Origin of the sequence: Noviherbaspirillum phoenicis, assembly GCF_047237965.1 — a bacterium.
Lineage (GTDB): Bacteria > Pseudomonadota > Gammaproteobacteria > Burkholderiales > Burkholderiaceae_D > Noviherbaspirillum_A.
The window spans coordinates 3437923-3458797 of sequence record NZ_JBDFLX010000001.1; the positions used below are offsets into that span (position 1 = coordinate 3437923).

The following is a 20875-nucleotide window of genomic DNA, read 5'->3' on the forward strand; positions in this document are numbered from 1 at the left end:
TGGCATTGATCTGGAATTGACGTTAACGTCAACGTCAAGGAGTATGCCTCAAACCATCGTGAAAAGGGTAGCGGCGCGGCGCCGCACGGCATGCAACCGCGGTGTAGCCGGATGGCGTCAGCATGAAAAAGATTCCTGGCGGAATCAATGCCTGGTTTGCTACTATTGCAAACAGGAAATATATTCAAGCCCACCATGTCCCTTTCCAGCCGACTGAAAACCCTCTTTCCCGCTACCCTGGTCTTGGCCCTGTGCGCCGGCGCCAGCCAGGCCGCCGATCTTCCGTCACCCGATCTGGGCAAGCTGCTGGCCACGGGCGGCGTGAGCCAGGTGGAAGGCGCTGGCGGCGGCGGCTTGACGCCCTGGGCGCTGATCACGGGCTATGGCACCCGCGACAGCTATGGCGCCAACCTGCATGCCACCGCGATCCGGACCCAGGACTATGGCCTGGACAGCCATGGCGTGGCGGTCGGATTGGCCGACCGGGTGGAACTGTCGCTGGCGCGCCAGACCTTCCGCGGCAGCGACGGCGCGCTCGACGGCTTGCGCATCGGGCAGGACATTGCCGGCGTCAAGGTCCGGCTGGCCGGCGACGCGGTATATGAACAGGACAGCTGGCTGCCGCAGATCGCCGTCGGCGCGATGGCCAAGCGCAATACAGGCGTGTCTGGCCTGGCCGGTGTCGACAACGTGAAACAACTGGGCGCGGCCAGCGACCATGGCGTGGATATCTATCTGTCGGCCACCCGCATCCTGCTGGACAGAAGCCTCTTGATCAACGGCACGCTGCGCGCCACCCGCGCCAACCAGATGGGCCTGCTGGGTTTTGGCGGTGAGCGCGGCAACCATTACCAGCCGATGCTGGAAGGCTCGGTCGCCTACCTGTTCAGCCGCACCGTAGTGGGTGGTGTCGAATACCGGATGAAGCCGCGCAACCTGGCAGTGGACAGGGAAAAGGATTACTACGACGTCTTCGTCGCCTGGTTTCCATCCAAGCATGTCTCGCTGACCGCCGCCTGGGTGGCGCTGGGCGACATCACCGTGCTCAACCCGACCCGGCAGAAAGGCGTCTACCTGTCGCTGCAGGCCGGCTTCTGAATCTCTCCCCATAGCGCTTACCGACCATGCAATCCTTCCGCACCCTGATCGCCCTCCTGCTCGCCGTGGGCAGCCTGCATGCCTTCGCCGCCGACGATGCTCTCTACCAGGACCTGGGCGGCGGCGCCGGCATCCGCCGCATCGTGGCCGATCTGCTGCCGGCGGTGCAGGCCGACGCCCGCATCAGTGCCTCGTTCGACGGCGTCGACCTGGAGCACCTGGCGGAAAAGCTGGAAGAGCAGTTCTGCGATGTGGCCGGCGGCCCGTGCAAGTACAGCGGCAAGGACATGCAGACCATCCATGAAGACCTGAAGCTGAACCATGCGCATTTCAATGCGCTGGTGGAGGATCTGCAGGCCGCCATGGAGCGCAATGGGGTGCCGTCGCGGGTGCAGAACCGGTTGCTGGCGCGGCTGGCGCCGATGCACAGGGATGTGGTGACGAAGTAGGGGGATGGGGCGAGGCGCCTTTTCGGTACAGGTAGCGACAGTGGCGGTTGCTTTTGACGTACGCGCAGCGACAGTTGCGGTTGCGGTTGCGGTTGCAGTTGCAGTTGCGGTTGCGGTTGCCGTTGCCGTTGCCGTTGCCGTTGCCGTTGCGGTTGCCGTTGCCGTTGCCGTTGCCGTTGCTGTTGCCGTTGCCGTTGCAGTTAGGGTCCCCGTCTGTGTACCGCCGTGTCGGCGATGCCCGGAGCGGGAAAAGGTGCGGCGTCTGTCTGAGTCAAGCGCAGCTTGGCGAGTTTAGCCGCGCCCCGCTCCGGGCATCGACGGCACGGGAACCCCGCGCAGCGGGGCGGCACAGTCGGGGTCGCCTTTTTTGGTTACTTTTTTGGCGAAGCAAAAAAGTGACTCGCCCGCCGGGGCGAACACCCGGCCTGGTCATGACGACAGTGCAGTGGAGTTGTTTCACCCGGCGTAAAAACGTCACTGCGAAGCAGCAGTTGCTTTTGAAGTTTGAAGTTTCAATATGAACGTCAACAACAACACCGACAGTGCTGCCCGTGCCTTGCCGGGTGACGCAAGGCGATTGCACTGCCGTGGAGACAAGCCGGGAATCCGTCCCGGCAGCCGGGTCACTTTTTTTGCTTCGCCAAAAAAAAGTAACCAAAAAAAGGCGACCCGGTGATCGCGCCCCCGCTGCGCGGGGGTTCCCGTGTCAGCGGTACCCGGAGCGGGGCGCGGCTAAACTCGCCAAGCTAAAGCTTGGCTCAGACAGACGCCGCACCTTTTCCCGCTCCGGGTACCGCTGACACGGCGCGCTCAACGGGACTTCACGGCAACTGCAAAAGCCAACTGCAACGGCCACTTCAAAGGCAACGGCCACTGCAACGGCCACTGCGACTGCAACCCCTTGCGCATACTTCAATATCGCTTGCAGGCCTCAAGGCCGCACCGAAACGTTTCAATCGCGCTAGGCCTGCCTGTACACGCTAAAGCCGCGGCTTGTGAAAGCGTTTGGAGGAGGCCTGATCGCGGCGAACGAATCACATGTCAAGAAACGCACCAGCGAAAAAAGATACTCAGCAAGAGGGGCCTGGCCTCACAACTAAGCCGATTGAATTTTTTAACTGGAGAAAACATGAGCAAGCATCACGGCATTGGGCAAAAAGCTGTTCCGCAAGACGTCAGGATGACAGAGCTGCTGTTGGACGATGTTGTCGGCGCGGGGAACGAACCTCTCATCATCAGCTTTTCGGACACTTTGGAAGCGCGGGAGCGCGTCAGATACGCATGTGAAGAGTTCGGCTCCGAGTCAGAAGAAGCAATGAAGCAAAAAAAGCTCCTCGCAGATATGGTATCCAGGCTGCCTCCGATCGACAGATAGCCTGGATCATCCATGGCAAACGCAATGCGCATCGCCCAACCGGCAACCTGCAATGCGCCTGACTATTTCCCTTGCAATCCCATCCGTCATCGTTAATAATCCAAATGAGAATAATTCTCATCTTTCGGGGCCTGACAGCCCCGGATGTTTAATTTTTTATCCGTTTAGCCGTTTCAAGCTGTCCCACTCTTAATAGCCAGCCCCCGCGACAGCGGCAGCCAGCCACCATGCCATTTGCAAAGGAATGATGATGCCCACTGCCACCCTGACGTCCGAATTTCCTGATTCGTCTGCCGTTGTCTCCCAGCCCGAGCTGCTGGTGTCGGCGGCGCTGCACCTGATGTCGCATTACAGCACCCAGGCCCGCGAAGGCGGGCCTTGCCTGAAGCTGGCTTCGGTAATCGAGCGTCACCTGAAGGCGCTGGCGGCGCTGCCGCAGCTGGCGCCGGTGCTGCAGGGCACCTGCAGCCAGCTGGCCGAACAATGGGCCATGCATATCGAACAGGCAGTGCCGTCGGCGCGGCCGACATTGCTGACCCGAATGCTCAACGGCACCCGTGCCTGAGAGGAGATTTTTCGGTCAGGATGCAGCCGAAGGATGTGCCTTTCCCTGTACTGACCGACGCGCGAATGACGGGCCGGCGCCGCACATGCGTCGGCGCCCGGCATGCCAGGCCTGCCTGGAAATCAGAATTCTTCCCAGTCGCCGCCCTGCTCGGCAATCCGGCTTGCCGGCGCTTTCGCCCCGGCCGGAATGGCCGCCACGGCACGCGGACTGCCGGCGACCGGCGCAGCGGGAGCCTGCCGGCCTGCGGGCACGGTGGCTACCGCGCCTTCCGCTGACAACTTGAACGTGCCGACCGTCACCGCCAGCGACGAGGCCTGTTCCTGCATCGAACCGGCCGCTGCCGCCGCCTGCTCCACCAGCGCCGCATTCTGCTGCGTCACCTGGTCCATCTGCGCAATGGCCTGGTTCACCTGCTCGATGCCGGCGCTCTGCTCATTACTGGCCGCGGTGATCTCGGCCATGATGTCGGTCACCCGCTGCACGCTGGCCACCACTTCCCGGATCGTGCCGCCGGCCTGCGCCACCAGCCGGCCGCCGGCCTCGACCTTTTCCACCGAGTCGCCGATCAAGCCCTTGATCTCGCGCGCCGCCGCCGCGCTCTTCTGCGCCAGGCTGCGCACTTCGGTGGCCACCACCGCGAAGCCGCGGCCCTGCTCGCCGGCGCGGGCTGCTTCCACCGCCGCGTTCAGCGCCAGGATGTTGGTCTGGAAGGCGATGCCGTCGATCACGCCGATGATGTCGACGATCTTCTTCGAGGAGCTGTCGATGGCGGCCATGGTGTCGACCACCTGGGCCACCACCTCGCCGCCCTGGGTGGCCACGCCTGATGCGGTGAGCGCCAACTGGTTGGCCTGGCGGGCGTTGTCGGCATTCTGCTTGACGGTGGAGGTCAGTTCCTCCATCGACGAGGCGGTTTCCTCCAGCGAGGAAGCCTGCTGCTCGGTGCGCGAGGACAGGTCCATGTTGCCGGAGGCGATTTCGCTGGCCGAGGTCGCGATGTGGTCGGCGCCGCTGCGCACCTGGCTGACCAGCCGGCCAAGATTGTCGTTCATCGTGGCCAGCGCCTTCATCAGCTGGCCGGTCTCGTCCCTGCTGGCGACCTCGATGCGGCCCGACAGATCGCCCGCCGCCACCCGGTTCGCCACTTCCACCGCCTGTGCCAGCGGCCGGGTAATGCCGCGGGTGAGGAAAACCGAGAAGCCGATGCCGGACAGCACCGCCAGCGCGCTGACGATCAGCAGCATCGCGCGCCCGTGGCGGTATTGCGCGGCGATGTCGTCGGCCTCTTCATTGATCAGCCGGGCCTGCTGCTCGGTCATGGCGCGGATCGCGGCCAGATAGGCGGCTAGCTTGGGCCGGGTCTCGTTGTCGAAATGGGCGATCGCCTGCGCCTGGTTGCCCGCTGCCTTGGCGTCCAGCGCCACCTTGCGCGAGGCTGTGTAGGCCTTGCGCGCCTGCATCAGCGTGTCCAGCCGTTCCTTCATCATCGGCTGCGTGAGGCTCTCGATGAAACTGTTCTGCACGAGTTCCGCCCGCGCGCTGGACGACTTCATCGCATCGCCCAGTTCCTTTTCACGCACCGCATCGCTGGTGCGCAGTGCATCCGCAGCCCGCACTGCGTTGAGTTCGATCGCAAGCCGCCATTCGCCGAGCAGGCGCTCGTCGCGCAGGCTCGACTTGATCAGTGCCTCTGTGGCGTCGGCGGCATGCTGCATGCGCCAGATGGCGGTGCCGGACAGCACCAGAAGCATGGCCAGCACACAGGTAAATCCAACAGCAAGACGTGATCCGATTTTCAGATTCTTCATGACAGAATAAGGATAAGGATGAAATGACGTAGGCTCCGCCAGAGACGGGATGAAGCCGCAGTATTCTCCACTGTCAATGTTTCTGCAAATAAATTAAATGATTAAAGTCAATTTTTTGATGCGCCGTGGCACGGGAGCCGCTTCCGAACCCGGCTGCAACGTGATCGGTTGCAATATTCGCCACGGGCAAACACGGTATAGTCGACCCTCTTGACCGACAGGCAAATCAGATGGCCTTACGCTTTTTATCCGGTGGCGGCACGATGGGTCGGATGATGCGCGACCACGACTGGGACAATTCGCCGCTGGGCAGGCCGCAAACCTGGCCGATGCCGCTGCGTACCATCGTCGGCGTGATGCTGTCGGCTAACCAGCCGATGTTCGCCGTCTGGGGTCCGGAGCGCTCGCTGCTCTACAACGATGGCTATGCCGAGATCCTGGGCAACCACCATCCGGCCGCGCTGGGGCGGCGCTTCTTCGACGTCTGGCGTGAACTGGTCGACGAGGTGGGACCCATCATGGACCGCGCTTACGCCGGCGAGCCGACTTCCATGAACGACCTGATGCTGACGATGCAGCGCCACGGCTATCCGGAAGAAACCCATTTTTCGTTTTTCTATGCGCCGCTGCGCGACGAGGGCGGCAACGTCGGCGGCGTATTCTGCGGCTGCACCGAGATCACCGCCCAGGTATTCGCCGAGCGCAGCCGGCTGGCCGAACTGGACCGCTTCCAGGTGCTGTTCAACCAGTCGCCCAGCTTCGTGGCGGTACTGCGCGGGCCGGAGCATGTGTATGAGCTGGTCAACCCCAGCTACCTGCAACTGATCGGCCACCGCAGCCCGATCGGCCGCACGGTGCGCGAGGTGCTGCCCGAAATCGGGGCGCAGGGCTATTTCGAGCTGCTGGATCATGTCTACCGCAGCGGCGTGCCGTATGCGGCCAGCGCGGTCGACGTCTTCCTGATGCGCACGCCCGGCGCCGGGCTCGAATTGCGGGTGCTGGACCTGCTGTTCCAGCCGATGCGCAATGCCGCCGGCGAGGTGATCGGCATCCTGATCAACGGCACCGACATCACCGAGATGCATGCGGCCCAGGAACAACTGCGCGAAAGCGAGATGCGCAACCGCCAGATCCTCGACGGCGCCATCGATTACGCCATCATCGCCACTGACCTGGAAGGCCGCGTCAATCGCTGGAACCAGGGCGCATGCAGGCTGTTTGGCTGGTCCGAAATCGACATGCTGGGGCAGACGCTGGAACGCGTGCTCAATCCGGAGGACCAGGCCGCCGGGCGGCTGGCGCATGACAGGGAAACAGCGCTGGCCGGCGGCACCGCAAGCGATGAGCGCTGGCACCGGCGCAGGTCGGGCGAGCTGTTCTGGGCCAGCACCGAGACCACCGCATTGCGCGACGAGTCCGGCGTCGTCACCGGCTTCGTCAAGGTGCTGCGCGACCGCACCGAGGAACACCTGGCGGCGCGCGCGCTGGCCATCTCCAACGACCAGCTGCAGCGCGCGCAGACCGCCGGCGGCGTCGGCGTGTTTACCGTGGACCTGGAAACCGGGCGCATCCGGACGACGCCGGAGTTCTGCCGCATCTTCGGGCTGGCGCCGGTGGAGTCGCTGCCGGCCGGCAGCATCGAGTCGCTGGTGTTTTCGGAAGACCAGCATCTGATATCGAACCGCGCCAGCCGCGAAACCGGCAGCGCGGCGGTCCGCGCACAGTACCGGATCCGCCGCGCCGACGACGGCAGCGTGCGCTGGATCGCGCGCAGCGCCGAGTTTCAGTACGATGCGGCCGGCCGGCCGGTCAGCATGGATGGCGTGGTGCAGGATGTCACCGAGCGCCATGCCGCCGAAGTCCAGCTGCGCAACAGCGAGGAACGCTTCCGCACCTTTGCCCAGGCCTTGCCCAACCACGTGTGGAGCGCCTATCCCAATGGCCAGCTGAACTGGTTCAACGACCAGGTGCTGGCCTATACCGGCAGCAGCCACGATGCGCTGGCTGGCGAAGGCTGGCTGTCGGTCATCCATCCCGACGACACCGAAGCGGCCGGCGCGGCCTGGCAGCATGCGTTGCAAACCGAGTCGCTGTACGAGATCGAGTTCCGCATCCGCCGCCGCGACGGCGCCTGGCGCTGGTTCCTGGCGCGCGCCCTGCCGATGCGCGATGCCGACGGCGTGCTGACCCACTGGCTGGGCACCAACACCGACATGGAAGACCAGCGCGCCGCCCGGGAAATCCTGATGAGCACCAATGCCGCGCTGGAGCAGCGGGTGCAGGCGCAGACGCTGGAGCGGGAACGGATCTGGAACCTGTCGCAGGACCTGCTGGTGGTGGTGGGCGCGGACGGCCATTTCCGCAACGTCAATCCGGCCTGGACCCGCATCCTCGGCTTCCGGCCGGAAGAGGTGATCGGCAAGCATGTCGACGCGCTGATCTATCCGCCCGACCGTGACGCCACGCTGGCGGCGCTGGCGCGCGCGTCCCGCGAAAACCTGAACCAGTTCGAAAACCGTTACCTGCACAAGGACGGCAGCTTCCGCTGGTTTTCCTGGTCGGCCTCGCATGACGACAACGGCGTGGTATATGCCACCGGCCGCCATATCACCGCCGAGAAGGAGGCCGCGGCCGCGCTGGCCCGCACCGAGGAGGCGCTGCGCCATGCGCAGAAGATGGATGCGGTCGGCCAGCTCACCGGCGGCATCGCGCATGACTTCAACAATCTGCTGCAGGGCATCACCGGCTCGCTGGAGATGCTGAAGCTGCGCATCGACGCCGGGCGCTATGACAGCGTCGACCGCTTCGTCACCGGCGCGATCAATTCCGCCACCCGCGCCGCATCGCTGACGCACCGCCTGCTGGCGTTCTCACGGCGCCAGCCGCTGGACCCGAAGGCGGTCAAGGTCAATCCGCTGGTGGCGTCGATGGAAGACCTGCTGCGGCGCACGCTGGGCGAGCGCATCCAGATCGAGCTGGTGCTGGCCGGCGGCCTGTGGCCGACGCTGTGCGATCCCAACCAGCTGGAAAACGCCATCCTCAACCTGTGCATCAATGCCCGCGACGCCATGCCCGACGGCGGCAAGCTGACCGTGGAAACCTGCAACGCCCATCTCGACGATGTGTATGCGGCCGGCATCCGCGGCCTGGCGCCGGGCCAGTATGCCTGCATCTGCGTGACCGACACCGGCACCGGCATGTCGCCCGACGTGCTTGAACGCGCGTTCGAACCCTTCTTCACCACCAAGCCGCTCGGGCAGGGCACAGGGCTGGGGCTGTCGATGATCTATGGCTTCGCGCAGCAGTCCGAGGGCCATGTGCGCATCTACAGCGAAGTCGGGCAGGGCACCACGGTAAAGCTCTACCTGCCGCGCTTTCGCGGCACGCTGCCGGGCGAGGACGACACGCCGCACCTGAACGACGCTCATCTGTCGGCCGAGAGCGAGATCGTGCTGGTGGTGGAGGATGAAAAGGTGGTGCGCTCGCTGATCGTGGACGTGCTGCATGAACTGGGCTACCGCGCGCTGGAAGCCGAGGACGGACCCAGCGGCCTGGCGGTGCTGCAGTCGCGCGGCAAGATCGACCTCCTGGTCACCGACATCGGCCTGCCCGGCCTGAACGGCCGCCAGCTAGCCGACGCCGCCCGCCTGATGCGGCCGGAGCTGAAGGTGCTGTTCATGACCGGCTACGCGGAAAACGCCGCCTTTGCCAACGGCTTCCTCGAGCACGGCATGGAAATGATCACCAAGCCGTTTGCGATGGAGCGGCTGGCCAGCAAGCTGCGCGAGATGGTGGAACGGCGCTAGGCGCCTGCGTGGCAGAAGGCGGCGCCGCCAAAACGCATCGTCTTCTCACGCGTTGGAGCCGACTGCCCTTCTGCCGCACGGATGCCCGGGAGCGGTCTGCCGGGCCATGCGTTGCGAGCCAGCCCTGGCCGCAAGGCGTCATTCGTTGCGCCGCTTGCCTGCCAACACGTCGTATTCCGAGTGGAACTCCAGACTGAACGGAAAGAAGGCTGTTGGATTGGCGCGCACCCTGCGCGCAAGCGCGCACCGATAATCTTCGCTGGCCAGCGCGCGCTCTTCATCTGAAGTTGCAAGTGGAATGCTCATCCGGGGCCGGTAAAACATGGTGGTATCCGGAGCCTTGCTGCAATCGACCGAGAGCACATGGATCTTTCCCTTGCGCCACAGCACGTAATCGCCGTCGCGCTCATGCACCTTGATGTAGTGGCTGAAGTCCAGCGGAAGCAGCTTTTCATAGACGGCTTCGATCAGGGGCCGGACTGCGGCGACAAACTCGCTGCGGGAAGACGGGGCGGGCTTGTCGTTTTGTTCCGTATAAAAGCGGGCCGGCTTCGCGAATGCCGGCTTGCTGCCCTGGCGGGCACGGCGCGGCCAATGGCGGCAGGCGCCGGCCATCACGGCGCCGCGCACGTCCTGCGGCTGCATCCGGCGGTACCATGGCCGCGCGCCACCCGGGCTCGCATCGGCGCCTGCGTCGTTGCCCGGAGTTTCATGCGCCGGCCGGAACCGGATGATACGGCCGTCTCTGCCATCCGCTGCCATGATGCGGGCGCTGGCACCCGCCGCTGCGGCGTCGATACGCAGCGAGCTTGGCGAACGGACGCCTATTTTCGGCGGATGTACCGAAAGCGGGTTTTGCCCGGATCTGACCGATCGGGGCTTGCGCAATGGCGCAAGAGGCTTGCGCGGGATGGTTGTGATTGCCAGGGTCATGGCGATGATCTCCGGTTTTTGCTTCAACGGGGCGAGAGTGCGGCTGCCTCGCCTGCATGGACTGATCCCGAGCGCATGAGCATGTCCGGCGCGCCCGGATCAGAGCCGGAGTATTGTCGCCCCGTGCGCGCCGCGGCAATCAGGAATCGCATTGCCTCCGCGGAAAAACATCGTGCCGTGTCGCGTCGCTGCAATGCCAATGGCCGGCATTCGGCACACTCATGCGATTGCCATGCTGGCTGACCATGCCAGGCTCAGCAACACGAGTACGGCATAAGGGAATGCAACCGTAGGTCGCAGCATGTTCTTGCCGTATTGCGCCAGCAGGCCAGTTGTTCCCGGCCTTGATGCCAGCCATTCGGTATGCAGCTGGCAGGGTAAGCCGGTGTGCGTGGTGTCTTCCCGCAGCAGGCGCTCAATGCGCAGGATGCGTTCGCCCAGGCGCGCCTGAAAAGTCCGCAGGATCGCTTCCTGCAGCCAGAGCACCATCAGCAACGCAATGATTGCCAGCGCATCCAGTCCCAGCGCCGGGCCGACGACCAGGAGCGCGACGGCGGCGAGCTTGATGAGGAGACCGTTTCTCTCATGCTGCTCATGATTGCCTTGCAGGACGGCCCATTCATCGGACAGGGCGGAGTTGCGTTCGGCTTGATGCATCATTTCTTTTTTGTTAATTGGAAGGGCAGGTTCTGCGTTATGCAGCCTCTTCTTTTGAGCGATTGAAAATATCATGTCCTCACGCGATCTGGTCCTGCCTGTGTCAATGACGTTGATGCTGCTATGACGGACAGGCCTGATGCGAGGCGGGGTAGGGAAACGGTAAAGCGTTTGCGCGGTTGCAGTTGCTTTTGACGTACGCGCAGCGACCGTTGCCGTTGCGGTTGCCGTTGCCGTTGCCGTTGCCGTTGCAGTGGCCGTTGCAGTTGCGGTTGCTTTTGAAGTGGCAGTGAAATCCCGTTGAGCGCGCCGTGTCAGCGGTGCCCGGAGCGGGAAAAGGTGCGGCGTCTGTCTGAGCCAAGCGCAGCTTGGCGAGTTTAGCCGCGCCCCGCTCCGGGTACCGCTGACACGGGGACCCCGCGCAGCGGGGCGCGATCACCGGGTCGCTTTTTTTTGGTTACTTTTTTTGGCGAAGTGTATAGACCGGGGACATGGGTAACAACTGTGCCGGGACATGGGTAACACTTTGGCGTATTCCATATCAAGCCAAAGGATTCTCTAACCATGCCCTGGAAAGACGTTGACATGATGACCCTTCGACAAGAATTTACGGCGCTAGCGCAGCAGGATGGCGTGAACTTCAGTGCCCTATGCACGCGTTTTGGAATCAGTCGCAAGACAGGATACAAATGGCGTGAACGCAGCATGACGCAGGGCCCTGCTGGCCTGCAGGACTGCTCGCGCAGACCCTGCAATACGCCACTGCGTACCAGCCAGGCAAACGAAGAGCTGGTAGTGAAGGTGCGTCTGAAACACCCCACCTGGGGCGGCCGCAAGATTCATCGCAGCCTGCTCAATCAGGGTCACATCCAGGTGCCAACCCCCAGCACCATTACCCGGATTCTGCATCGACATGGCTTGATCTCAGAAAAGGCAAGCGCAAACAGCACCGCCTGGCAGCGCTTCGAGCATGCCCAGCCCAATGATCTCTGGCAGATCGACTTCAAGGGCCATTTCCAGACCGGCCAGGCCACGTGTCATCCACTGACCGTGCTGGATGATCATTCACGCTACAACATCGTCCTGCAGGCTTGCCTGAACCCGGACACTGCCACTGTGCAGGCAGCTCTGGAAACTGCCTTTCGCCATCACGGCATGCCAGTACGGATCAACGCTGACAACGGTTCTCCATGGGGCAGTCCGTCGCAGCACGAGCATGGCATCACCAAGCTCACCATCTGGTTGATTCAGCTGGGCATTCGCATCAGTCACAGTCGTCCGGCTCATCCACAGACCAATGGCAAGGACGAACGTTTCCATCGCACGCTCAAGGCAGATGTGCTGCACGGGCGTCACTTCGTTGACCTTGAGGAGGTCCAGAACGCATTCGACCGCTGGCGAATGATCTACAACAACGAGCGGCCGCATGAAGCCATCGGCATGGCCACGCCGGTAACCCGGTTCCGGCAAAGCCGTCTGGCCTATCCCGAGCGATTGCCAGAGATTGTTTATCCGCAGGAAGACCTGGTGGAGACCGTCGGGTGGAACGGGCATGTGAAGTTCCACAAGCGCAGCTTTCGCGTCTCCAGCGCCTTGCACAGGCATCGTATTGCGGCCCGCGCCCTGTCAGGCCAGGACGGCATTTATGACCTGTACTTTGCGCATCAGCGATTTGGCCAAATCGACTTGCGCAATGCCGAAAAGCACGATTAAATCTGTTACCCATGTCCCGGCACATGTGTAACCTATGTCCCCGGTCTATACAGCGAAGCAAAAAAAGTGACCCGGCCGCCGGGACGGATTCCCGGCTTGTCTCCACGGCAGTGCAGCCGTCTTGCGTCACCCGGCAAGGCACGGGCAGCACTGTCGGTGTTGTTGTTCAAAGGGTTTTGAAGCCTAAACCTTTAACGTCAAAAGCAACTGCTGCTTCGCAGTGACGTCTTTCCGCCGGGTGAAACAAGCCGACTGCACTGTCGTCATGACCAGGCCGGGTGTTCGCCCCGGCGGGCGAGTCACTTTTTTGCTTCGCCAAAAAAGTAACCAAAAAAGGCGACCCCGACTGTGCCGCCCCGCTGCGCGGGGTTCCCGTGCCGTCGATACCCGGAGCGGGGCGCGGCTAAACTCGCCAAGCTGCGCTTGACTCAGACAGACGCCGCACCTTTTCCCGCTCCGGGCATCGCCGTCACGGCGGTACACAGACGGGGACCCTAACTGCAACGGCAACGGCCACTTCAAAAGCAACGGCAACTGTCGCTGCGCGTACGTCAAGAGCAACTGCAACCGCCATCGCCTCCGTACTGCGCCAGCCCTTATTGCCCGTCGCCGCTATCCTTGCCACGCAGCGCCCGCTGCGGCTGCAACTTGCCCCCACGCGTTGACCGCTGCGGCTGAAGCGGTAACGGCCGCGCGCCAGCCCGGCCGCGCGGCGCTTTCTGCGATGGTTCGACCCGGAAGCTAAGCTTCTGCCGCTTCGCCAGTGCCTTGTTCGCCATTGCGTCGTGCTCCGCCGACCTGGTGTTACAGCACGTAGCGCGACAGGTCTTCGTTGACCGCCAGTTCGCCCAGCCTGGCATCGACATAGGCGGCGTCGATCACCAGCGACTTTTCCTGGCTGTCGCTGGCGGAATAGGACATTTCCTCCAGCAGCTTTTCCATCACCGTGTACAGCCGGCGGGCGCCGATGTTCTCGGTCTTTTCATTCACCGAATAAGCGATCTCGGCCAGGCGGCGGATGCCGTCCTCGCGGAAGTCGATCGCCACGCCCTCGGTGCCCAGCAGCGCTTCATACTGGCGCGTCAGGCAGGCGTCGGTGCCGGTCAGGATGCGCTGGAAATCCTCGATCGACAGCGAGTCCAGCTCCACCCGGATCGGGAAGCGGCCCTGCAGCTCGGGGATCAGGTCCGATGGCCGCGAGAGGTGGAAGGCGCCGGAGGCGATGAACAGGATGTGGTCGGTCTTGACCATGCCGTACTTGGTGTTGACGGTAGTGCCTTCCACCAGCGGCAGCAGGTCGCGCTGCACGCCGGCGCGCGAGACGTCGGCGCCGCCGGATTCCGAGCGCGAGGCGATCTTGTCGATCTCGTCCAGGAACACGATGCCGTTCTGCTCGACATTGGCAATGGCCTTCTGCTTCAGCTCGTCCTCGTTGACCAGCTTGCCGGCCTCTTCCTCGGTCAGCAGCTTCATCGCGTCGGCGATCTTCATCTTGCGCGACTTCTTGCGGTTGTTGCCCAGGCCAGAAAACATCGACTTGATCTGCTCGGTCATTTCCTCCATGCCCGGCGGCGCCATGATTTCCATCTGCGGCGCCGCCTCGGCGACCTCGACTTCGATTTCACGGTCGTTCAGCGAGCCCTCGCGCAGGCGCTTGCGGAAAGTCTGGCGGGTGCCGCTGTCGCTGGTCGACTCGGCGCCGTTGTTGAAGCCGAAGTCGCGCGCCGGCGGCAGCAAAATATCCAGCACCCGGTCTTCCGCCGCTTCCTCGGCGCGGGTCATCATCTTGCGCTTTTCGCTTTCGCGGGTCTGCTTGATGCCGATGTCGATCAGGTCGCGGATGATGGTGTCGACATCGCGGCCGACATAGCCCACCTCGGTGAACTTGGTGGCTTCCACCTTGATGAAGGGCGCGTCGGCCAGCTTGGCCAGGCGGCGGGCGATCTCGGTCTTGCCCACGCCGGTGGGGCCGATCATCAGGATGTTCTTGGGCGTGATCTCATGGCGCAGCGGATCCGGCACCTGTTGCCGGCGCCAGCGGTTGCGCAGCGCAATGGCGACCGCGCGCTTGGCGCGGCTCTGGCCCACCACGTGTTTGTCGAGTTCGGAAACGATTTCCGGCGGAGTCATGTTCATTGTTGTATCCCGTATGCAGTACTGAGGGGGAGGCGGACGCTGGCGCCGCCCTTATTCCAGGGTTTCGACGATGTGCGAGAGATTGGTGTAGATGCACAGCTCGCCGGCGATGGTCAGCGAGCGCTTGACGATCTCTTCCGGCGACAGGTCGGTGTTTTCCTGCAGCGCCTTGGCGGCCGACTGGGCATAGACGCCGCCCGAGCCGATGGCGCCAATGCCGTCGGTCGGCTCCAGCACGTCGCCGTTGCCGGTGATGATCAGCGTGCTTTCGCGGTCGGCCACCAGCAGCATGGCTTCCAGCCGGCGCAGCATGCGGTCGGTGCGCCAGTCCTTGGCCAGTTCCACCGATGCGCGCATCAGGTTGCCCTGGTGCTTGTCGAGCTTGGCTTCGAAGCGCTCCAGCAGCGTGAAGGCGTCGGCGGTGCCGCCGGCGAATCCGGCCAGCACCTTGCCCTGGTGCAGCCTGCGCACCTTGCGCGCGGTGCCCTTGACGACGACATTGCCCAACGTAACCTGGCCGTCGCCGCCCAGCGCAACCACGTTGCCGCGGCGCACGGAAAGAATGGTCGTGCCGTGAAATTGTTCCATGCTTGCCTCTGAAATGAATGACCGGGCGCGTTGCAACCCGTGGCGGCGCCCGGTCCGAATCAGAAGAATGGGGCCGCCGGGAACAATTACAAGACTGGCACCACGGCCGAGATCAGTGCTTGCGCGGCAGCACGCGGACGATGTCGGTCAGGCCGATCATCGAAAACAGCGCCGCTACCAGCCGGCTGACATGGTGCATCTCAATGGTGCGGCCGTTGCGGGCCAGCGGCGCCAGGCCCACCATCAGCTGCCCGGCGGCGCTGAAGTCGACCCGGTCCAGGCGCGCGCAGTCGAGCACCAGCGGATCGTGCAGGTCGGCATGCTGGGTAATCGCGGCCAGCAGCGGCTCGGTGCGGCCGTCCACCACGGCAGGCATCAGGAACGCGCTGCCGCCGGACGGCTCGGCGGCGTCTTCGCGCGCGGCGCTGCTGCCGTGCACCGGCGGCACGAAAGGCGGCGGCGAGACTTCAAAGGTGATGCAGTAGTCGATGCTGGTTTCCTCGAACTCGTGCTCGCGGTTCTGCAGGCGCAGGATTTCCAGCAGCAGCAGCCAGGGCGCCTCGGTCTCGTCGCGGCGGCCGACTTCCAGGATGGCGCGGATGCGCGCGGTCAGCTCATTGGCGCCGATCACGGACACATCATGCTGCTGCAGTTTCTTCAGGGTGCGCAGCAGCAGGCCGCAGCCGACCGGCGCGACTTCGGTCACGCGGCCGAATTCCAGCCGCAGCGCCTGGTGTTGCTCGGCGATTTTCAGCACCTTTTCCACCAGCTTGACGATGCCGGCGTCGAGCTTGCCGGCAAATGCCACCGACGGCAGCGCCGGACGCGTGGCCGCCGGCGGCAGCGTCTTGCGCCAGGCCGGCGGCGAGGTTTCGAAACGGCGCGCATAGTCGATCGACAGGTGCTCGAACTCGGTCTGCCGGCCAGTGGCCTGGTACAGGTCGAACAGCATCAGCCAGGCGTCGACGCCGGCCTCGGGCTCGGCCGCCGCCATGCGCAGCATCTGCTCGGCGACTTCATCCTGCTCATTGGCAAACAGGATTGCCGCCTCTTCCAGCATCGGCGCGGCTTCGGAGGCATTGACTTCTAGCCCCAGCCCACGCACTTCCGCGCCGAGCAGCATGTCGGTGGAATGGGCAAGGTCGGGCAGGGTGTTCTGCGATGCTTGCGGAGCTTCCTGCTGGCTGTTGGCGGTGAGCAGGTGGGAGGGCACGAACTCGGACGACATCTCGGACTCGATGGCGTCGATCTTCCTGGCGGTATCGGACGCGCGATGGCTGCGCTGGCGCTGCTGCTCGGTGTCGGGCGGCGCGGGCGTGGCCGGCGTGCGGGAACGCGGCGCGTCCTTGTCGCCGGGCGCCGATGGCGCATCCTTTTTGCCGAATAGACCGAAGAGTCCCACGTTGTCCTGCCGCCTTTGCTGAACTTGCCGAAGAGGGAGCGTCGCGGTGAAGGGCGCCGTGGCCGTCACGGCTTGCCGCACGCAAGTCCGGCAAGCATACCATGCGGCCAGGCCAGGCTTGCAAGCGGCCCGGGCGCCTGGCCGCAGGCCGATTAGAAAGCCGTGCGCACGCCGACGATCAGGTTGCGGCCCGGCAGCGGCGCCTGGTCCTTCAGCACCGAGGTGGACAGGCGGATGTCCTGGTTCAGCAGGTTGCGGGCGAGCAGGAACCAGGTGACGTCGTAGCGGCCCAGGCTCTGGGTATAGGACAGGTTCGCATCCAGCTGGGTGTAGCCGGGCGTGGCGCTGGTCTCGAAGCTGGCCAGGCGGTCCTGGCGCAGCGCCCGCAGCAGCGAGGCGCCGCCGCGCCACGGGCCCTGCCGGTAATTGACGTCGACGCCGAAGCGGCTTGCCGGCTGCAGCGGCAGATTGCCGGCGTTTTCCAGCCTGCCGCGCGAGGTGTCGGCGAACAGCCGGCTCGACCAGCCGGCGCCGCGCTGGTTGTAGCCGATCTCGGCTTCGGCGCCGCGTATCGTCGCATCGCTTTGGCGGAAGATGCGCTCGTTGAGTTCATCGCCCGGATTGCCGGCGTCATCGAGTTGGCGTCCGGTAATGTCGCCGTAGACGAAGTTCTTGACGCGGTTGTAGAAGAGATTGGTCTTCCAGCGCACCAGGCCTTCAGTCTTCTGCAGGCTCAGTTCCAGGTTGCGCGAGGTTTCCCTGGCAAAGGCCGGATTGCCAATGTCATAGGTGCGGGTCGCCTCGTGCGGCCCGCTGGAATACAGCTCCTCGGTGGACGGCGCGCGCTGCGCCAGCGAGCCGGTCAGCCCCAGGCCGTAGCCCGGCTGGAATGCCCACAGCCCGCCCAGCGACCAGGAGCCGAGGTCGAAACTGCGTTCGCGCTGGCCGTCGGGCGTGCGCTTGACCGACTCCAGCCGGCCGCCGGCGCTGACCCTGACCGGTCCGAAGTCGCGCTCCTCGACCAGGAAGCCCGCCATCGAGCGCGACCGGGTGGCCGGCACGGTGGCGCCGCCGCCATCGGCCGCCAGCGCGGAAAAGCGCTCGTTCTCGGCCTGCAGGCCGAAGGTGCCGCGCCAGCCGGCAATGCGCTGATGGGTCAGTTCCAGCCGGGTCTCGAATGCCCGGTTCTTGAAATTGGTCTGCGGCACATTGTCGGCATTGAGTTCGTCATGCTGGTAATCGGTGTAGCCCAGGCGCAGCCGCGCGCTTTCGAAGCCAGCAAACGGATTCCTGACCAGGCTGTCGATGTCGTAGCGGGTCTGGTCGAGGTCGATGCGCGCGCCTTCGTCGGTCGGTATGCCATAGCGCTTGTTGAGGGTGGCCACCGATGCGCCGACATAGCCCCATGACTGCACGGTGGACAGGCCGACGCCCAAGCTGTTCTGGCGCGAGAAGGAATTGGGCAGGCGGCCGGAGGCGGAGGAGGGGTCGTTCAGAACCTGATGGTCCGGAATCCGGTAGTCATCGGCATTGCGCACATTGCCATCCACGTGCAGGCCGATCGCGCCGGCCGCGCCGTCGAGCGACAGCGACATGCTTTTCGCCCGGTCGACGCTGCCGTAGCGCACCTCGGCCTCGCCGGTAGGCGCCGGCGCCAGCGTGGTCGGGATGCGGTCGTTGATCACGTTGACCAGGCCGCCGATCGCGCCCGAACCGTACAGCAGCGAAGCCGGGCCGCGCAGGATCTCGACCTGGCGCGCGGTGGCGCTGTCGGCGGCGACCGCGTGGTCATTCGACAGCGTCGATACATCCGATATCGACATGCCGTTCTGCAGCATCTTCACCCGGCCGCCTTCCAGACCGCGGATGATGGGGCGCGAAGCGCCGGCGCCGAAGGCGGAACTGGAAACGCCCAGTTCATGCGACAGGGTCTCGCCCAGCGAACCGGCCTGGCGGTTGCGCAGTTCATCGCCCGAGACGACGCGCGCCGGCGTCAGGATCTGTGCATTTTCACCGCCGGCCAGCGGACTGGTGGTGACGGTGACTTCCGGCAGCGCATCGGCGGCATGCAGGGACGGGGCGTGGGCGGCGCAGGCGAGGAGCGCGGCGCGCGCCAGCGTGGAACGTTGGAATGGCATGGAATTTCCTGAAACGGGATCAAACGGGAATGCCGGCCTGTCCGCAGCAAAGGAAAAAGCGGCAGGAGCCTGGCAAGGTGAACTGGTTTGGGCGGTTCAGGAAAGCGGCGGCGCGCGGGAAGAGAAGTGGCAGTGGAAGGGCTGCTGCCAGGAGGCATAGGCAGTCCACAGCGCCAGCACGGCAGCGCCGGGCAGCAAGGGCGCCAGATAGGGCGGCGTCGACAGCGCGGCGGGCAGCGTGGCATCGTCGAATGCCGCGCAGGAGTGGGTTGGATCGGCGGTCGGGCTCTGGCGCTCGCTGTCAGCGACGCCAAACTTCACGACCTGTGCCGGCCCGGCAAGCTGCCAGCCGGCATGGGCAATGCGGTGTCCCAGCCCCAGCCACTGCGCCGCCAGCAGGCAGCACAGCATCAGCAGCGCCAGGGCGCTGCGGCTGGTGACGGAGACACGGGCGGGTTTCAATCGCCGTACAGCTTCTGTTTCAGTTCGCGGCGCTGCTGCGCTTCCAGCGACAGCGTGGCGGTCGGGCGCGCCAGCAGGCGCGGAATGCCGATCGGCTCGCCGGTTTCCTCGCACCAGCCGTAGTCGCCGGCATCGATGGCGGCAATCGACTGCTGCACCTTCTTCAGCAGCTTGCGCTCGCGGTCGCGGGTGCGCAGTTCCAGCGCATGTTCTTCCTCGATGGTCGCGCGGTCCGCCGGATCGGGCACCAGCACGGTTTCGCGCAGGTGCTCCGTGGTTTCGCCGGCATTCTTGAGCAGGTCCTTTTCAAGCTGTTGCAGACGGGCGCGGAAAAACGCCAGCTGCGCGGCATTCATGTAATCCTTCTCGCCCATTTTCAGAATTTCTTCTTCAGTGAGGAGAGGCGCGTCAGCGACGGTTGGTTTGGTTGTCTTGGTTGCCACTTCGGTAACTTTCGAAACTACGGTTTAGTCAATGTATCCGTTAAACGGACAAACGTTTTGTTGCTGCTCAGTAGTATGCCGGAATGCGGAATGCTGTCAAAGAGGAAATACCGGCAGATGTCGTTTTGTCGAACAGCAACCTTCAATGCGTACCGGATTGCCTTGTTTCTGCTGCCTGCCACCGTACCGTCCTGCCACGCATTTTGGTGCCGCGCCGTGGCAGGGGTTTAAAAAACCGCAACAGTTTATACCAAACACTGTTCCAGTCCTTGAAGAAAAACATCCTGCGGCAGATTCACTCCGATGAACACCATCTTGCTGCCGCGTTCCTCGTGTTCCAGCCAGGGTGCGCCAATATCCGAGCCCATGGTCTGGTGCACGCCCTGGAACACCACCTTGCGGTCCGCGCCCTGCATGTAAAGAATGCCCTTGTAACGCAGCATGCGCGGCCCGAACACCTGGATCAGCCCGCCGAGGAAATTGTCCAGCCGGGCGGTGTCGAACGGCCGCTGGCTGCGGAACACGAAGGCGGCGATATCGTCGGTGTGGTTGTGATGATCGTGATGGTTGCAGTGCTCACCGTGCTCATGCTCATGGCCATGGTCATGACCGCAGTGCTCGTCATGCACGTGCTCCGCCTCGGCCAGGAAGTCGGGGTCGATGTCGAGCTTGTCGTTGAGGTTGAAGCCGCGCAGGTCCAGCAGGCCCGAGATCGGCATGCCGTCCAGGCTGTTGCTGCTGATCGGCGCGCGCGGGTTGATGCGCTTCAGGCGCGCCGTCAGCTGCGCGACTTCCTCCGGGCTGCACAGGTCGGTCTTGGACAGCAGGATGCGGTCGGCGAAACCGACCTGGCGCTGCGCTTCCTCTCGGTCGTCGAGCTGCTGCATGCCATGTTTTGCGTCGACGATGGTGATCACCGCGTCCAGCATGTAATGCAGGCTGACTTCCTCGTCCATGAAGAAGGTCTGCGCCACCGGGCCGGGATTGGCCAGGCCGGTGGTCTCGATCACCACGTGGTCGAACTGCAGCTCGCCGGCATTGCGCTTGATGGCCAGCGTGGACAGCGCGCTGATCAGGTCGCCGCGTACCGTGCAGCAGATGCAGCCGTTGTTCATCTCCACGATCTGCTCGTTGCTGTCCTGGACCAGGATCTCGTTGTCGATGTTCTCGGCGCCGAACTCGTTCTCGATCACGGCGATGCGGTGGCCGTGCGGCTCCTTCAGCAGCCGGTTCAGCAGCGTGGTTTTGCCGGCCCCCAGAAAGCCGGTCAGGATGGTGGTCGGGATCATGGCGTGCGCT

General features: G+C 64.1%; 16 protein-coding genes. 6 read left to right on the top strand and 10 right to left on the bottom strand.

Going from position 1 to position 20875, the window contains the following annotated elements; translation table 11 throughout:
• Nucleotides 1–195: 195 nt before the first annotated feature.
• The 4 genes from ABC383_RS15385 (at nt 196) to ABC383_RS15400 (ending at nt 3487) form a co-directional block, all read left to right on the top strand.
• Nucleotides 196–1098: a DUF3034 family protein gene (locus ABC383_RS15385; protein ID WP_413014965.1), complete on the top strand. Its 903-nt coding sequence runs from the start codon at nt 196–198 to the stop codon at nt 1096–1098.
• Between the two features lie 26 nt (nt 1099–1124).
• Entirely contained in the window at nt 1125–1547 is a 423-nt protein-coding gene (locus ABC383_RS15390; protein WP_413014966.1) for a group I truncated hemoglobin, read from the top strand.
• 1129 nt (nt 1548–2676) lie between these two features.
• Complete coding sequence (locus ABC383_RS15395) at nt 2677–2922, top strand: hypothetical protein (protein WP_413014967.1); 246 nt, start codon at nt 2677–2679, stop codon at nt 2920–2922.
• Nucleotides 2923–3172: 250 nt separating this feature from the next.
• Complete coding sequence (locus tag ABC383_RS15400; protein WP_413016382.1) at nt 3173–3487, top strand: hypothetical protein; 315 nt, start codon at nt 3173–3175, stop codon at nt 3485–3487.
• Between the two features lie 122 nt (nt 3488–3609).
• On the opposite strand, the gene ABC383_RS15405 is transcribed toward ABC383_RS15400, so the two are convergent.
• A complete protein-coding gene (locus tag ABC383_RS15405; protein ID WP_413014968.1) occupies nt 3610–5298 on the bottom strand; it encodes a methyl-accepting chemotaxis protein in 1689 nt (562 codons plus the stop codon).
• 230 nt (nt 5299–5528) lie between these two features.
• Between ABC383_RS15405 and ABC383_RS15410 the strand changes: the two genes are divergently transcribed.
• Complete coding sequence (locus tag ABC383_RS15410) at nt 5529–9104, top strand: PAS domain S-box protein (RefSeq protein ID WP_413014969.1); 3576 nt, start codon at nt 5529–5531, stop codon at nt 9102–9104.
• Nucleotides 9105–9242: 138 nt separating this feature from the next.
• Here ABC383_RS15410 and ABC383_RS15415 read toward each other — a convergent pair whose 3' ends face one another.
• The gene (locus ABC383_RS15415) at nt 9243–10037 is read right to left on the bottom strand and encodes a hypothetical protein (protein WP_413014970.1); all 795 of its coding nucleotides are present in this window, start codon (nt 10035–10037) and stop codon (nt 9243–9245) included.
• Nucleotides 10038–10256: 219 nt separating this feature from the next.
• Nucleotides 10257–10769, bottom strand: a complete 513-nt coding sequence (locus ABC383_RS15420) for a hypothetical protein (protein WP_413014971.1) — start codon at nt 10767–10769, stop codon at nt 10257–10259.
• Between the two features lie 489 nt (nt 10770–11258).
• Between ABC383_RS15420 and ABC383_RS15425 the strand changes: the two genes are divergently transcribed.
• Nucleotides 11259–12407: an IS481 family transposase gene (locus ABC383_RS15425; RefSeq protein ID WP_413012297.1), complete on the top strand. Its 1149-nt coding sequence runs from the start codon at nt 11259–11261 to the stop codon at nt 12405–12407.
• Between the two features lie 804 nt (nt 12408–13211).
• Here ABC383_RS15425 and hslU read toward each other — a convergent pair.
• From hslU to ABC383_RS15460, 7 genes are all read right to left on the bottom strand, one after another.
• Nucleotides 13212–14543 (bottom strand): ATP-dependent protease ATPase subunit HslU, encoded by a 1332-nt coding sequence (hslU, locus tag ABC383_RS15430; RefSeq protein ID WP_413014972.1) that lies wholly within the window; start codon nt 14541–14543, stop codon nt 13212–13214.
• 51 nt (nt 14544–14594) lie between these two features.
• Entirely contained in the window at nt 14595–15131 is a 537-nt protein-coding gene (gene hslV, locus ABC383_RS15435) for an ATP-dependent protease subunit HslV (RefSeq protein WP_194715554.1), read from the bottom strand.
• A 112-nt stretch (nt 15132–15243) separates the two neighbouring features.
• Nucleotides 15244–16533 (bottom strand): STAS domain-containing protein, encoded by a 1290-nt coding sequence (locus ABC383_RS15440; protein WP_413014973.1) that lies wholly within the window; start codon nt 16531–16533, stop codon nt 15244–15246.
• A gap of 152 nt (nt 16534–16685) precedes the next feature.
• Nucleotides 16686–18671, bottom strand: coding sequence for a TonB-dependent receptor (locus ABC383_RS15445; protein WP_413014974.1), 1986 nt, complete (start codon nt 18669–18671; stop codon nt 16686–16688).
• Between the two features lie 96 nt (nt 18672–18767).
• On the bottom strand, nt 18768–19133 hold the full coding sequence (locus ABC383_RS15450; RefSeq protein WP_413014975.1) for a hypothetical protein: 366 nt from the start codon (nt 19131–19133) through the stop codon (nt 18768–18770).
• Nucleotides 19130–19576, bottom strand: a complete 447-nt coding sequence (gene dksA / locus ABC383_RS15455) for an RNA polymerase-binding protein DksA (protein ID WP_194715551.1) — start codon at nt 19574–19576, stop codon at nt 19130–19132. Before dksA ends, ABC383_RS15450 begins: the two co-directional genes overlap by 4 nt.
• A gap of 245 nt (nt 19577–19821) precedes the next feature.
• Nucleotides 19822–20865 (bottom strand): CobW family GTP-binding protein, encoded by a 1044-nt coding sequence (locus ABC383_RS15460; protein WP_413014976.1) that lies wholly within the window; start codon nt 20863–20865, stop codon nt 19822–19824.
• Between the last annotated feature and the right edge of the window lie 10 nt (nt 20866–20875).

Bases quoted from the DNA above. Each gene is read 5' to 3' on its own strand.
- ABC383_RS15400 (WP_413016382.1), top strand. From the start codon at position 3,173: ATGCCCACTGCCACCCTGACGTCCGAATTTCCTGATTCGTCTGCCGTT.
- ABC383_RS15460 (WP_413014976.1), bottom strand. From the start codon at position 20,865: ATGATCCCGACCACCATCCTGACCGGCTTTCTGGGGGCCGGCAAAACC.
- ABC383_RS15405 (WP_413014968.1), bottom strand. From the start codon at position 5,298: ATGAAGAATCTGAAAATCGGATCACGTCTTGCTGTTGGATTTACCTGT.
- ABC383_RS15445 (WP_413014974.1), bottom strand. From the start codon at position 18,671: ATGCCATTCCAACGTTCCACGCTGGCGCGCGCCGCGCTCCTCGCCTGC.
- ABC383_RS15415 (WP_413014970.1), bottom strand. From the start codon at position 10,037: ATGACCCTGGCAATCACAACCATCCCGCGCAAGCCTCTTGCGCCATTG.
- ABC383_RS15410 (WP_413014969.1), top strand. From the start codon at position 5,529: ATGGCCTTACGCTTTTTATCCGGTGGCGGCACGATGGGTCGGATGATG.
- ABC383_RS15425 (WP_413012297.1), top strand. From the start codon at position 11,259: ATGCCCTGGAAAGACGTTGACATGATGACCCTTCGACAAGAATTTACG.
- ABC383_RS15420 (WP_413014971.1), bottom strand. From the start codon at position 10,769: ATGATATTTTCAATCGCTCAAAAGAAGAGGCTGCATAACGCAGAACCT.
- ABC383_RS15395 (WP_413014967.1), top strand. From the start codon at position 2,677: ATGAGCAAGCATCACGGCATTGGGCAAAAAGCTGTTCCGCAAGACGTC.
- ABC383_RS15390 (WP_413014966.1), top strand. From the start codon at position 1,125: ATGCAATCCTTCCGCACCCTGATCGCCCTCCTGCTCGCCGTGGGCAGC.
- hslV (WP_194715554.1), bottom strand. From the start codon at position 15,131: ATGGAACAATTTCACGGCACGACCATTCTTTCCGTGCGCCGCGGCAAC.
- hslU (WP_413014972.1), bottom strand. From the start codon at position 14,543: ATGAACATGACTCCGCCGGAAATCGTTTCCGAACTCGACAAACACGTG.
- ABC383_RS15385 (WP_413014965.1), top strand. From the start codon at position 196: ATGTCCCTTTCCAGCCGACTGAAAACCCTCTTTCCCGCTACCCTGGTC.